13 protein-coding genes are annotated in these 14,008 nt (G+C 63.1%); 10 read left to right on the forward strand and 3 right to left on the reverse strand.

Annotation, left to right across the window (positions count from 1 at the left end):
- Window positions 1-90: 90 nt before the first annotated feature.
- The 5 genes from AB7783_RS18330 (at window position 91) to AB7783_RS18350 (ending at window position 5,817) form a co-directional block, all read left to right on the forward strand.
- Window positions 91-876: an SDR family NAD(P)-dependent oxidoreductase gene (locus tag AB7783_RS18330; RefSeq protein ID WP_441278415.1), complete on the forward strand. Its 786-nt coding sequence runs from the start codon at window positions 91-93 to the stop codon at window positions 874-876.
- Window positions 877-1,215: 339 nt separating this feature from the next.
- Entirely contained in the window at window positions 1,216-2,415 is a 1,200-nt protein-coding gene (locus tag AB7783_RS18335; protein ID WP_441278416.1) for an ABC transporter substrate-binding protein, read from the forward strand.
- 21 nt (window positions 2,416-2,436) lie between these two features.
- Entirely contained in the window at window positions 2,437-3,294 is an 858-nt protein-coding gene (locus tag AB7783_RS18340) for a branched-chain amino acid ABC transporter permease (RefSeq protein WP_068734444.1), read from the forward strand.
- On the forward strand, window positions 3,294-5,093 hold the full coding sequence (locus tag AB7783_RS18345) for a branched-chain amino acid ABC transporter ATP-binding protein/permease (RefSeq protein ID WP_441278417.1): 1,800 nt from the start codon (window positions 3,294-3,296) through the stop codon (window positions 5,091-5,093). The genes AB7783_RS18340 and AB7783_RS18345 overlap by 1 nt, the downstream gene beginning before the upstream one ends.
- Window positions 5,074-5,817 (forward strand): ABC transporter ATP-binding protein, encoded by a 744-nt coding sequence (locus tag AB7783_RS18350; protein WP_441278418.1) that lies wholly within the window; start codon window positions 5,074-5,076, stop codon window positions 5,815-5,817. The genes AB7783_RS18345 and AB7783_RS18350 overlap by 20 nt, the downstream gene beginning before the upstream one ends.
- A gap of 183 nt (window positions 5,818-6,000) precedes the next feature.
- Here the strand turns inward: AB7783_RS18350 and AB7783_RS18355 are convergent, their stop codons facing one another.
- A complete protein-coding gene (locus tag AB7783_RS18355; protein WP_441278419.1) occupies window positions 6,001-6,777 on the reverse strand; it encodes a cyclase family protein in 777 nt (258 codons plus the stop codon).
- Between the two features lie 148 nt (window positions 6,778-6,925).
- Entirely contained in the window at window positions 6,926-7,924 is a 999-nt protein-coding gene (locus AB7783_RS18360; RefSeq protein ID WP_441278420.1) for a fumarylacetoacetate hydrolase family protein, read from the reverse strand.
- Between the two features lie 121 nt (window positions 7,925-8,045).
- Between AB7783_RS18360 and AB7783_RS18365 the strand changes: the two genes are divergently transcribed.
- The 5 genes from AB7783_RS18365 to AB7783_RS18385 are packed head-to-tail and all read left to right on the forward strand — an operon-like array spanning window position 8,046 to window position 12,018.
- Window positions 8,046-8,972 (forward strand): ABC transporter substrate-binding protein, encoded by a 927-nt coding sequence (locus tag AB7783_RS18365; protein ID WP_441278421.1) that lies wholly within the window; start codon window positions 8,046-8,048, stop codon window positions 8,970-8,972.
- Between the two features lie 10 nt (window positions 8,973-8,982).
- Window positions 8,983-9,681, forward strand: a complete 699-nt coding sequence (locus tag AB7783_RS18370; RefSeq protein WP_441278422.1) for a GntR family transcriptional regulator — start codon at window positions 8,983-8,985, stop codon at window positions 9,679-9,681.
- A 5-nt stretch (window positions 9,682-9,686) separates the two neighbouring features.
- Window positions 9,687-10,493 carry an ABC transporter ATP-binding protein gene (locus AB7783_RS18375; protein ID WP_441278423.1) on the forward strand — a complete coding sequence of 269 codons (807 nt, stop codon included), beginning with the start codon at window positions 9,687-9,689 and terminating at the stop codon, window positions 10,491-10,493.
- Window positions 10,490-11,254 carry an ABC transporter permease gene (locus AB7783_RS18380; RefSeq protein ID WP_093757088.1) on the forward strand — a complete coding sequence of 255 codons (765 nt, stop codon included), beginning with the start codon at window positions 10,490-10,492 and terminating at the stop codon, window positions 11,252-11,254. Before AB7783_RS18375 ends, AB7783_RS18380 begins: the two co-directional genes overlap by 4 nt.
- Entirely contained in the window at window positions 11,251-12,018 is a 768-nt protein-coding gene (locus tag AB7783_RS18385; protein ID WP_441278424.1) for an ABC transporter permease, read from the forward strand. Before AB7783_RS18380 ends, AB7783_RS18385 begins: the two co-directional genes overlap by 4 nt.
- A gap of 149 nt (window positions 12,019-12,167) precedes the next feature.
- Here AB7783_RS18385 and pgm read toward each other — a convergent pair whose 3' ends face one another.
- Window positions 12,168-13,817, reverse strand: coding sequence for a phosphoglucomutase (alpha-D-glucose-1,6-bisphosphate-dependent) (gene pgm, locus AB7783_RS18390; protein ID WP_441278425.1), 1,650 nt, complete (start codon window positions 13,815-13,817; stop codon window positions 12,168-12,170).
- Between the last annotated feature and the right edge of the window lie 191 nt (window positions 13,818-14,008).

Raw genomic sequence — 14,008 nt, forward strand, 5'->3', positions numbered from 1 at the left:
CGCAGGCTCCTTGACGATAGTTGCATGATACAACTATATTGCTGGCGACGAATAACGCCCGTGTTAGCACGATCCGTGCAAGGAATGATCATGACAACCAGCGCTGCCCTGTTCCGCCCCCGCGACCGCATGGCCGGACGCATCTGCCTCGTGACCGGCGGCGGCACCGGCATCGGGCGGGCGGCCGCGTTGCTGATGGCGCAGGAAGGCGCAGCTGCAGTGGTGATCGCAGGCCGCCGCGAGTCCAAGGGACAGGCCGCTGCGGAAGACTGCGGCCGGTTTGGGGCCGAGACACTGTTCGTCCGCACCGATGTGACCGAGGAGGCCGAGGTCGCCAGTCTGGTGCAGGCCGTGATATCCCGTTTCGGGCGGCTCGACGTGGCCTTCAACAATGCAGGCTATCAGGAACGGCGCGCGCCGGTCGAGCAGCAGACAGAGGCGGTCTATGACACCGTGTTCGATGCCAATGTCCGCTCGGTGTTTCTTGGCCTGAAGCATCAGATCCAGGCCATGGAACTGAATGGCGGCGGCCGCATCGTCATCAACGCGTCGGTGAGCGGCATCCGCAATCCCAATCCAGGCCTTGCGCTATATTCTGCATCGAAAGCGGCGGTGATCTCACTGATGCGTTCGGCAGCGATGGAATGCGGGCCGCGCGGCATCCGCATCAACGCGGTGGCGCCGGGCCGCGTCGTCACCGACATGATGCTGGCCTCGGGGATCGCCGACATGTCGGCCGTCGCAGCCGGCCTGCCGATCCGGCGTATGGGCCAGCCGCATGAAGTCGCCGAAGCCGTGGTGTGGCTCGCGTCCGACGATGCCGGCTACATCGTCGGCCATGTGCTATCAGCAGATGGCGGCTTCAGCGCGACCTGACGACAGTCACGCATCATTGCGTTGCAACAGACGAGCGGGACTGCAGAGCAGCACCGTGTGACTTGCAACGGCCAGGCCCTTGGCAACGTCCCTGCCATCGTCAAAGATCACAAGCCGATTGCCAAAGCCACCGCGACAGGTCAGCCTGAGGCGATGGAGATGGATCTGCGCGTCGCGCTCTGCCACCGCGCAACATCGGCATAAGTCATGACGATCCGGAGTATCTGACCGACCAACGACATCACCCACACACATCATCCGGCAACGACCGGGCGGACGAAACGGATGCCTGCATCAATGACAGGCACCGCAAAGGGAAAACACAGGGAGGAAGTCAAGATGAGCATTTCTCGTCGTGGAATTCTGTTGGGCGGCGCCGGCGCACTCGGCGCAGCAAGTTTTCCACTCGCACGTCCCGCCATTGCGCAATCGTACGAACCGATCAAGATCGGCTGGCTCGCCGCCATGACCGGACCGAGTTCGGCGCCGACCGTCGGCTTCAACCGCGGCGTCACGTTCGCCACGGAAGCCATCAATGCCGCCGGCGGCGTCAAGGGCCGCAAGATCGAGATCATCACCCGCGACACCCAAGGCGATCCGACCAAGGCCGTTAACGCCACCCAGGAACTGATCAGCCAGGCCAAGGTCCATGCGATCTGGGGGCCGGTGAATTCCGGCGAGGCACTGGCCACGACGCCATTGATGGCGCGCGCCAAGATGCCCGACCTGCATCCCTGCGTCGTCGATACGCTGATCGATCCCGCGAAATTCCCCGCCGCATTCCGCATCGCGCCGTCCAACGGCCAGTGGGACGACGCCGTCCGCAACTACTGCCTCAAGGTGCTGAAAGTCAGCAAGATCGCCGTAATCGGCGACACCACGGGCTACGGCGTCACCGCCGTGAAAGCCTCGGTCGAGGCCTTCAAGAAAGACGGCGCCGATGTGGTCTACAGCGCCAATATCGACGCGACCCAGTCCGACATGACGCCGGACATGCTGCGCGCCAAGAATGCCGCTGCGCAGGTCATCGTGGTGTGGAGCGTGTCCACCGGCATGGAAGCGCGCATGTTCAACACCCGCGCATCCATGAACTGGGACGTTGCCTTTGTCGGTCATCCGTCGCTGGCATCCGGCGAACTCGCCAGCCTGATCGAGAAGCCTGCCAACTGGGAGAAGGTCTACGCCATCGGCTACAAGAGCTGCAGTTACGATTCAGCCGGCAAACTGCCGCCGAAGAGTCAGGATCTCGTCGATCGCCTGAACAAGGCCAAGGTGCCGCTCAACGACACGCTGCTGTGGTGGATCGCCGGCGGTATCGACGCGGTTGAGCTGATCGCCAGGGCTGTCGAGGCCAGCGGATCGACCGACAGCGAGGGCATCGTCAAATACTGGAACTCGCTGTCGAAATATCCCGGCTATTTCGGCAACTACTCGTTCTCACCCACCCAGCATAACGGCTATCCGACCGACGAGATCGTCATGTCGGAAGCGCGTTCGGCCAAGAACGGCACCTTCGCCCTCGCCCCCGGCTACTCATAAGCCGGCGCGAGGACGACACACATGCTCGGCTCGATCATAGCTTCAGGCCTCGCAGCGGGCGCAATCTATGCGCTCGTCGGCATCACCTACAACACGATGTTCTCGACCTCGCGGGTGATGAGCTTCACCGCCGGGCAGCTCGCGATGCTCGGCGGCGTGTTCGGCTCGCTGTTCATGCTGAAAATGGGGATGCCGACCCTGGTCGGCTTCGCCCTCACACTGATCGCCTGCGCGATCATCGGCGTCATCACCGAATTCGTTGCGGTGCGGCCGGTGCTCAAAAGCCTCGAACAGCATCTCTATGTGCTGTCGACGCTGGCGCTCGCATTGATGATCCAGCAGGTCACGGCGATCAAATGGGGCACCGAGCCGCAGCCCTTCCCGCGCATCGTCGGTCTCGGCACCGGCGTGTGGGACGAAAAGTTTTGGCTCCCTGTTGTGGCCTGCGGCCTCACCATTCTCGGCCTCGAATATCTCTATCGCCGCACGCTGGTCGGCCATGCCTTCATGGCCATCGCCGAGGATAATTTCGCGGCGCGTGCACTCGGCCTGCCTGAGCGCAACCTGCGCGTGGCGAGCTATGCCCTCGCCGGCGTGATCGGCGGCGTCGCTGGCTTTGCCGGCGGCGAGCTGATGCTGGCCTTCTTCGCCAACGGCGCGCTGTTGAATTTCTACGGCTTCGTGCCGGTGGCACTCGGCGGCCTCGGCAACAATCGCGGCGCGCTGATCGGCGGGCTCGCGCTCGGCCTGTTTCAGCAAGCCGCGAACTTCCTGGTCGGCGGCATCTTCTCGTCCGTCGCGGTGTTCGCGATCTTCATCATCGTATTGCTTGCAGCGCCCTCGGGCCTGTTCGGCTCCGCAACGGCGCGGAGGGTGTGATGACGGCGATCACCGATATTCCGACATCGCGCGAGACCACGACGAAGCATTCGGTGTTGCCCGCGCTGCTGCCGTTCCTCGGCGTGTTCGCGCTGGCGATGATCCTGCCTTTCGTCAGCAACGACTACTGGGCGCTGATCGGCACCCGCGCCGCGATCTACTGGGTGCTGGTCGCCGGACTCAATCTCGTGGTCGGCTTCGCCGGTCATCTTGCCATCGGCTATGTGGCGCTGCTGACGCTCGGCGCCTACACGACCAGCGTGCTCGCTGCCGGGAATGTGTTGCCGCCGGTGCCGATCTATGGCGCCCTGATCATCGCTAGCTGCGTCGGCGCCGTGTTCGGCGTCATCGTCGGCCTGCCGGCGATGCGGCTGCGCACCTTCTACTTCGCCATGACCACACTCGGCTTCGCCACCATCGTGACGCAGATCGCGCTGGCCTGGCAGAGCGTCACCGGCGGCGGTATCGGCATCGTCGGCCCGGAATTCTCCGCGCCGTTCAACACGCCATGGGGCTTTTATTATCTGTGCATCGGCTTCGCGGCGGTGGCGACATGGCTCAGCGCCAATATCGCCTATAGCCGGTTTGGCCGCGCACTGATCGCGATCCGCGATGCGGATGTGGCGGCGGAAGCCACCGGCATCTCGAAGCCGAAGCTGCTGGTGTCGATCTTCCTGCTCGCCGGCGCGATGGCGGCCTTTGCCGGCGGGCTGTTCGCCAGCCTGCAGACCTATATCACGCCGGACGCGTTCACCTTCGATCTCTCGGTCCTGTTTTTCATCGCCATTCTGATCGGCGGCCGCGGCTCGATCTTGGGCCCGATGCTCGGCACCATCATTCTCACCATCCTGCCGGAGATCGCAGCTCCGCTCGCGGCGTGGTCGACCTTTCTCTATGCGGTGCTGCTACTGCTGATCGTGCTGGTGATGCCCGGCGGCATCGCGGCGCTGCTGGATTTCAAGAGCCGCCGGCCGCTTGCCAGCAACCGCGCCATCGTGCCGCGCATCGCCGGACTGTCGGAGGTGCTGCGCAAGACTGCCACCACCAAGACGCTGACACTGCGCGATGTGGTGCTCACCTTCGGCAATGTGCGGGCCATCGACGGGCTCGATCTCGATGTGAAACCCGGTCAGATCCATGGCCTCATTGGCCCCAACGGCTCCGGCAAGACCACGACGCTGAACGTGATCTCCGGCTATTACGCCGCAAAAGGCGGCACCATCACGCTCGGCGATGATGCGCTACCGCCGGGCATGCCGGAGCTGCGAGCCGGCAAGGGCATCGCCCGCACCTTCCAGACGCCCCGCGTGATCGGCGAAGCCTCGGTGCTCGAGAATGTGATGGTCGGCGGCACCATCGAGGGCGAAGCGACATTTGCCGAGGCGCTGCTGTCGCTGCCGCGGCATCACCGCGACGAACGCAAGCTGACCGCACAGGCGCGCGCCATGCTCGGCGTCGTCGGGCTGGAGGCGCTGGCCGATGTCCGCGCCGATCGCCTGCAACACTCGGAGCTGCGCTTCATCGAGATCGCCAGGGCGTTGATGCTGCAGCCGGACTTCCTGTTGCTCGACGAACCTGCCGCTGGCCTCTCCAGCGACGAGATCAGGCGGCTCGGCGCGTTGATCAAGGCGATCAGCCGCCGCGGCACCGGCGTGCTGCTGGTCGAGCACCACGCCGACCTGATCTTCGACATCTGCGATCAGGTCACGGTGCTGAACCTCGGCAAGATCCTCGCCGCCGGCACCCCCGCCGAAATCCGCGTTCACAAGGAGGTCGTCAGTGCTTACCTCGGAGGCTGAACCACTGCTCAGGGTCACCGCGCTGGAATCCGGCTATGGCAAGATCCGCGTGCTTCATGGCATCGACCTGCATATCGCCGCCGGCGAAGTGGTGACATTGCTCGGCCCCAACGGTGCCGGCAAATCGACGTTGTTGCGCGCCATCTCCGGCCTGCTGCCGGTCAATACGGCGAGCGTTCGCTTCGATGGCCGCGACATCAGCAACGGAACGCCGCGCGAGGCGGCGCGCGCCGGACTGGTGCATGTGATCGAGGGCCACCGCGTGTTCACGCAGCAGACCGTGACCGAAAACCTGCTGCTCGCGGCCTACGACCTGCCGCGCGGCGAACGCAACGCGCGTGTCGATGAGGCGCTGTCGTTCTTTCCGGAGATTGCCGAGAAGCGCAATGAGCGCGGAGCGTCACTCTCGGGCGGACAACAGCAGATGCTGGTGGTGGCACAGGGCCTCGTGCGGCGCCCGCGGCTGCTGATGCTGGATGAACCATCTGCAGGCCTCTCGCCGGTGCTGGTCGACCGCGTGCTGACGGTGATCGCGCAATTGCGGAAACAAGGCACCGCCGTACTGCTAGTGGAGCAACTGGTGGAGAAAGCGCTCGCCGCCGCCAATCGCGTCTATGCCCTGTCGCAGGGGCGTATCGTGCTGGAAGCCGCGACAACGGAAGCGAACCTGCCGCAGCGGCTGGAGCGGGCGTATTTCGGGCACGAGGAAGCGGCGGCGGTGTAGGGCAGTAGCGCTTGCGGCGCTGGCCCCACACACTCGTCATTCCGGGGCGCGAGCGCATCTTCGCGCACGCGAACCCGGAATCTCGAAGTAGTCGGGTGATGAACACGTCGGGATTCCGGGCTCGCTCGCGAAGAGCGAGCGCCCCGGAAAGACAGTGTGGGGCAGCGCTGGCGCTCGCGATGTTCAACTATCAATAATCGCTACCGCCCTTGTCCACCCCGCCGATGCCTTCTCGATTTTCACCGGGAAGCACGACACCATGAAGCCGGTGGACGGCAGTTGTTCGAGATTGTGCAGCTTCTCGATGTGGCAATAGCCGATATGACGGCCGGCCTTGTGGCCTTCCCAGACCAGGCTGGCATCTTTCGTCTCGGCATATTTCTTTGCGGTGTAGACGAACGGCGCATCCCAGCTCCAGCCATCGATACCGGTCAGGCGCACGCCGCGCTCCAGCAGATACATGGTGGCTTCATAGCCCATGCCGCAGCCGGAGATGACATAGTCCTGCTGGCCGTATTTGACGCCGGCAGACGTATTGACGACAACGATCTCCAGCGGGCTCAACGTATGGCCGATGCGCTTCAGCTCGTCCTCGACGTCCTTGGCCGTCGCGACATAGCCATCGGGGAAATGCCGGAAGTCGAGCTTCACGCCGGGCTGCAAACACCAGTCCAGTGGCACTTCGTCGATGGTCCATGACCGCTCGCCGCGATTCATGGTGGGATGGAAATGATAGGGCGCATCGAGATGCGTGCCGTTATGGGTCGAGAGCTGCACCAGCTCCACTGCCCAGCCCTGCCCGTCCGGCAGATCCTCGGCCTTCAGCCCATCGAAGAACTGCAGCATCCGCGGCAGGCCCTGCTGGTGATCAACATAATTGATGGTGGGATGATTGCCCGGCGGATCGGCGGGGACGTCATTCTGCAGGGGAACGGAGATGTCGATGAGGCGACGGGGCATGGGATTTCCTCGATTTTCGTTCGTATGTTTGACCCTATCGGTCGTCATTGCGAGGAGCCCTTGCGACGAAGCAATCCAGTCTGCGCTTGTGGCCTTCTGGATTGCCGTGTCGCTTCGCTCCTCGCAATGACGTGGAGAGGCAGGTGCGTTACATATCCTGCCGCACCACCTTGTTCTTCAGCACGCCGATCTTCTCGACCTCGAGTTCGATCTCGTCATTGTGTTCGAGATACCAGCCGAGTTCGAGGCCACAGCCATTGCCGACGGTGCCGGAGCCGATGAATTCGCCAGGCATCAGCGTCTCGTCCTGCGTCACATGGGCGATGATCTCCTCGAAGGAGAACAGCATGCCCTCGCTGGTCGAGGACGAGCGCACCTTGCCGTTGACGCGGCATTCCATCTTGAGCTTGTAGGGATCGCCGATCTCATCGGGCGTGACGATCCACGGCCCCAGCACATTGCCGCCGTCGAAACTCTTGCCCTTCGCAGGACCGAGCCGGCCTTCCATCTCCAGCCGCTGCGCGTCGCGCGCAGAGAAATCGTTGAAGATGGTGTAGCCGAAGATGTGATCCTTCGCCTTGGCCGCAGAAATATTCGCGCCCTTGTTTTTGGTGACGATGCCGAATTCGAGTTCGTAGTCCATCACCTTGCTGTAGCGCGGCCACTTCACCGTCGTACTCGTACCGCGCACGCTGAAGCGATTGGTGATGTAGTAGATCGGCTGACGGCGATACACTTCGGGCAATTCGCCGAGCGGCTCGGCTTCCAGCCGTGCCAGTTCTTCCATGTCCCCCTTCGCACGGGCGGCCAGCTTCAACTGGCCGCGCGGCGACTGTCGGATATGCAGCGGGAACGACATGCCATCGCGCATCTGCCGCGGCTCGGGTAGCGGTGCGAGAATGTCTGTACCGGCGACATTCACGGACAGCGAGGCGTCGCTTGCAAGCTTGTCGACCAGGCCACGGGCTGCATCCAGCGCGGCTTCGCCGGCATCGATCAGCGCCAGCATCGACCCGAAGGCGGGATTTCCGCCATTGCGGCCCGCCGCGGCGGCGAGATCGAACAGTTTGGTATCGTTGGTGTGCACCACGCCGACCTTGGCTTGGCCGTTTTCCTGGCCATTGGCACGAAATGTCGCGAGCTTCACTGGCGTCTCCCACTTGCTTTTGTTCTTCGATAAAATATATGATCAAAAAAAATATCGATAAACAAGAGGCGATCGAAAAGATTGCTTCAGGATCGAAAAATGCTCGGTGAGGGAGACGACGATGACCAGGTGGATGGTGGCAGCCCTATTGGCCACGCTCGCTGTGACGGGCACCGCGCATGCCCAGACCAAGCTCCAGATCGGTTGCACTGCAACAACGGACTGCGCCTCGGCGATGGTCGCGGTGGATGAAGGCATCTTCAAGAAGCACGGGCTCGATGCCGAGATGATCCCCATCGGCATCAACTCCAATATCCCGGCGGCCATTCTGTCCGGCTCGATCCAGATCGGCGGTCCGACCTCCACCGTCTTCCTGCAGGCTGCCGACGGCGGCCTCGATCTCGTCGCGGTCGCCGGCGCAACGGTGATGAGCCCGACATCGAACGCCAATATCACCGCCTTCGTGCGTAACGGCATTACGATCAAGGAGCCGAAGGATTTCATCGGCAAGAAGGTCGGCGCGCCGGGCCTCGGTGCGTTTCTTCATGTGCTGTTCGTCAAATGGTTGGTCGACAAGGGCGTCGATCCCAGGAAGGTCAATTTCGTCGAAGTGACCTTCCCGACCATGCCCGACATCATCAAGTCCGGCGGTGTCGATGCCGTGCTGACCGCCGAGCCCACGGTATCGCGCATGCTTGCGGCCGGCAGCGGCAGCATCGGCGCGCGCTACGCGTCGGAGCTCGAGCGCACGGAGCCGATCATCTTCTATGCGGCCTCGCGCGAATGGGCCGAGAAGAATCCCGACACCGTCAGGAAATTCCGCGCTTCCATCGCCGAAGGCGCGGCGATCGTGAACAGCGATAAGGATAAAACCTCGGCCGCAATCGCCAAATTCACCAAACAGACCATCGAACTGGTGAAGGCATCGCCGCCGAACAAGTCAGAGCCGGTGCTGAAGCCCGAGCAACTGGCATGGTGGATCGACGTCATGTCCTCGCAGAAAATGCTGGAGACCAAACTCGATCTCAACAAACTGATTCTGAAATAGGTCAAACTGAATGGCGGGCCAGCCCCTTAGCAGTCCAATCGATGTCTCCGGCTCGGATACGCTGAGCGAGCGTGCAGCGACATTGCTCCAACATGACATCATTGCCGGCAATCTCGCGCCAGGCACGCGGCTTGGCATCGTCGATCTCGTGCAACGTTACGAGATCGGCGCCACGCCGATGCGCGAAGGACTGTCGCGCCTGATCTCACGCGGCCTGATTATCGGCATCGGCCAGCGCGGTTTTCGCGTCGCCGACATCAGCCGGGAGGATCTGGCCGACATCACACGGATGCGTAGCGTAGTGGAGATGGAGGCGCTGCGGCTGGCCATCGAACATGGCGACGATGCCTGGGAGGCTGGCATCCTCGGCGCGCTTCACCAGATGCGCAGGCATATCGACCGGACCGGCGATGAATTCCGCGAAGGAGCGCCGGATTTCGACAAGCTCCATAAAGGGTTTCACACCGCATTGCTGGCGGCCTGCGGGTCGAAGCGCCTGCTCGCGGCGCATTCGGAACTTTACGATCAGGCCTATCGCTACCGCAGGGTGATGATGCGCGGCTTCGACAGCGGTAGCCGCTTTGTCGCAGCCCATCAGCTTCTGGCCGATCGCGTGCTTGCGCGCGAAACTGGCCCTGCGCAGGCCATGCTGACGTCGCATCTGCACTCGACGCTCGCTTACGTCTATCCGCCCGGACAGGGAGATTGAGTGCGATGACTTCCATTGCTCTTCGCCGGGACATGCCGACGGTTCAGCCCGAAAAATCGCAGATCGCGTTTTCCCGTGTCACGCTGGATCTCGGCGGCAAGACGATCATCGAAAACGTCAGCCTCGACGTGAAGCCCGGCGAGTTCCTCTGCATCATCGGCGCCTCCGGCTGCGGCAAGACGACGGCGCTGCGCCTCGCGGCCGGCCTGTACCAACCGACATCCGGACATGTCAGCTTCGACGGCGAGCCCATGCGTGCGCCGCGGCGCGATGTCGCCATCGTGTTTCAGGATTACGGCAAGGCACTGCTGCCATGGCGCACCGCCGCCGGCAATGTCGCACTCGCGCTCGAAACGATCGGTATGCCCAAAGCACAACGCCCGGCCCGCATTGACGAGTTGTTGAAAAAAGTCGGGCTGCCCCATCACGCCGCGAAATATCCCGCCGAGATGTCCGGCGGCATGCAGCAGCGGCTGCAGATCGCGCGATGTCTGGCGCAGGAACCGAAAGCGCTGCTGATGGACGAGCCGTTCGGCGCGCTCGATGCCATGACGCGGCAGGGTCTGCAGGACGAGGTCCTGTCACTGCTCGATGCCAGCAAGGCCACGGTGATCTTCGTCACTCATGATCTCGAAGAAGCCATTTATCTGGGCGACCGCGTGGTCGGCCTGCTGCCGCATCCCGGCCGCATCGGCATCGATCTTCCGATCAACCTGCCGCGCCCGCGCGATCAATTGACCACGCGCGAGAACCCGGAATTCCTGCGGCTGCGCCGCGAATTGTTCGACTTCATCAAGGCATCGGAAGCATGAGGTCCGAGCGCCTGAAAGCGGCGATCCTTCCGATGAGCCTGCTCATCGTGCTGGAAATCTGGGCGCGCTCCGTCGATATCCACAGCGATGCATTGGCGCCGCCGAGCGCCGTGGTGCTGGCGCTGTTTCAGGCGTTCGGCGACGGCTCGATCCTGGCGGCGACGCGCGACACGTTGGCTTCGGCCTTTGCCGGCCTCGTGGTCGGCGGCGCCATCGGCCTGTTCCTCGGAATTGCACTCGGTATCTTCCAGCCGCTGGATCGGCTGATGGAAGTCACCATCGAATCCCTGCGGCCGATCCCCTCCATCGCGCTGCTACCAATCGCGCTGATCGCGCTCGGCTTCGGCTATCGCATGGAAATTGTGATCGTCGCCTTTGCCTGTGTGTGGCCGATCCTGATCCTCAGCCGCGCGGCGGTGCGCAGCATCGAGCCGCGACTGATCGAAGTCTCCCGCGCGCTGCGGTTATCGCCAGGCGACCGCGTCCGCAAGATCATCATTCCCGCCGCACTGCCGCGCATCTTTCTCGCCTTCCGCCTCGCCGCCGGCATCGCGCTGATCGTCGCCGTCACCGTGGAAATCGCGATCAATCCCATCGGGCTCGGCGCCGGCATCATGATTGCGCAGCAAGCATTGCGCCCGGACCTGATGCTCGCTTATCTGCTGTGGATCGGCCTGATCGGCTATGCGCTCAATGCCGGATTGCTGGCAGCGCAGCAGCATCTGTTTGGCCCCGCAGCGCTGGCGGGAGAAGTCCGATGAACTGGGCACTCACCCTCTGGCGCCTTGCCAGCTTCGCCGTGGCTGCAGGCCTGATCGCGCTGTGGCAGTTGATCGCCAATCTGAAACTGGTCTCGCCGGTGTTCCTGCCGGGCCCCGATCGCGCCTGGGCCGCGCTGATGCGCGGCTTCAGCAATGGCACGTTGCTGGACAAGACGATCGGCACCCTCGAACACATGTTCTATGGCTGGCTGGTCGCATCCGTCGTCGGCATCGCACTCGGCGCCATGATCGGCTCGTCCAAGGCGATGCGCAGCTATGTCGCTCCGTCGCTGGAATTCCTGCGGCCACTACCCGTATCTGCGATCATTCCCGTCGCCATCGCTCTGTTCGGACTGACCCAGGGCATGGCACTGTTTGTCATCGCTTTCGGCGCGATCTGGCCGATGCTGCTTGCGACCGTTCACGGCTTCGGCGCAGTAGAGCCGCGTCTCTATGAGGTCGCGCGCTCGCTGCATATGTCGCGCCTCGCGGTGATCTTCAAGATAGCTCTGCCATCTGCCAGTCCCGATATCATCTCCGGCATGCGGCTCAGCCTGACCGTGTCGCTGATCCTGGCAGTGGTCTGCGAAATCCTCGCGGGGCTCGACGGCCTCGGCCACTGGGTGCTGCTCTCGGCGCGCGCGTTTCGTTCGGCGGATCTGTTCGCCGGCGTCATCCTGCTCGGCATGATCGGCTATGTGACCGCGCTGGCGATGTCGATGGTCGAACAGCGACTGCTACGGTGGCGAACGAGCGGGCATTGAGAAACATACTCGTCGTTCCGGGGCGCTCGCTCTTGCGAGCGAACCCGGAACCTCATCCTGTGGCTCTCTGATCGTGCCAAGCACCATGAGGTTCCGGGTTCGCGCGTGCCGCGCGCCCCGGAACGACGAGTGTGAGGTTGCGCGTGAGGCTATTTCGCAAACACCTTCGAGATCGCCGCCTGCGCGTCGCTTTGAATCTGCTTGAGGTGATCCTCGCTGCGGAAACTCTCCGCATAGATCTTGTAAACATCCTCGGTGCCGGACGGCCGCGCCGCGAACCAGCCATTGGCGGTCGAGACCTTGATGCCGCCGAACGACTGATCGTTGCCGGCTGCCTTGCTTTCGGTCTTGGTCACCGCATCGCCGGCGAGTTCGCTCATGCCGATCTGCTCCGGCGTGACCTTCTTCAGCACATTCTTCTGCTCGGGCGCCGCCGCGGCATCGATGCGCTCGTAATAGGGCACGCCGAATTCCTGCGTGAGCTTCTCGAAGCGCTGGCTCGGATTTTCCTTGGTCACCGCCGTGATCTCGGCGGCGAGCAGGCCCAAAATAAGTCCGTCCTTGTCGGTGGTCCAGACCGTGCCGTCCTTGCGCAGGAACGACGCACCGGCGCTCTCCTCGCCGCCGAAGCCAAACGAACCATCGACGAGACCATTGACGAACCATTTGAAGCCGACTGGCGTCTCGACCAGTTTGCGGCCGAGCTTGTTCACCACGCGGTCGATGATGGCGCTGGAGACGATGGTCTTGCCCACCGCCGCATCCTTGCGCCAGTTCGGACGGTGCGCGAACAGATAGTCGATGGACGCCGCGAGATAATGGTTCGGATTCATCAAGCCGCCGGTGCGGGTGACGATGCCGTGGCGGTCGGCATCGGTGTCGTTGGCGAAAGCGACATCGAACCGGTCGCGCATGCCGATGAGCTTGGCCATCGCATAGGGCGACGAACAGTCCATGCGGATCTTGCCGTCCCAGTCCAGCGTCATGAAGCGAAAGGTCGGATCGATCGCGGTATTCACGATGGTCGCATCGAGCTTGTAGCGCTCGATGATCGGCTGCCAGTAATGTACGCCCGCGCCGCCGAGCGGATCGATACCGATCTTGACGCCTGATGCGCGGATCGCCTCCATGTCGACGACATCGGCGAGGTCGGTCACATAGGGCGTGATGAAATCGTAGCGCTTCACGAATTCGGATTTGCGGGCGCGCGCGATCGGGATGCGCCTGACGCCAGCCATGTCGTTCTCAAGGAAGCCGTTGGCAGCTTTCTCCATGATACCGGTGATGTCGGTATCGGCCGGGCCACCGTTCGGCGGATTATATTTGAAGCCGCCGTCTTCCGGCGGGTTGTGCGACGGCGTGACCACGACGCCATCGGCCAGACCGGACGAGCGGCCCTTGTTGTAGGTGAGGATGGCGTGGGAGATCACCGGCGTCGGCGTATAACCGCCGTCCTGGTCGATCCGCACATGCACGCCATTGGCGGCGAAGACTTCCAGCGCGCTGACCAGTGCCGGTTCAGCCAACGCATGGGTGTCGATGCCGACGAACAGCGGACCGTCGATGCCGGCGCCCTTGCGGTAATCGCAGATCGCCTGGCTGACCGCGAGGATGTGGTTCTCGTTGAAGGAATTATGGAGCGCGGAGCCGCGATGGCCGGAGGTGCCGAAAGCGACGCGCTGGGCGGGGATGGACGGATCCGGCTTGCCAGCGAAATAGGCCGTCACCAGCCGGGGCACGTTGACCAGCAGGGATGGATCGATTGTTTTGCCGGCCAGCGGACTCACATGAGCAGCCATTTGTTCTCCTTCGCACACCAAGAGCCCAGACGCGGCGCAGCCGTCGCGGGGGTCAGGACTCATGGCATGTTTTGGAGGACAAATCAGCCGGTTATGAGGGGCACCGGCATGCCGCCGAAGGGCTCAGGACTGCCCGAAGGTCCGGCGCGAGACCCAGGCCAGCGGCAGGGCGAAGCAGACGAACATCGTGA

Origin of the sequence: Tardiphaga sp. 172_B4_N1_3 (assembly GCF_052076035.1) — a bacterium.
Classification (GTDB): domain Bacteria; phylum Pseudomonadota; class Alphaproteobacteria; order Rhizobiales; family Xanthobacteraceae; genus Tardiphaga; species Tardiphaga robiniae.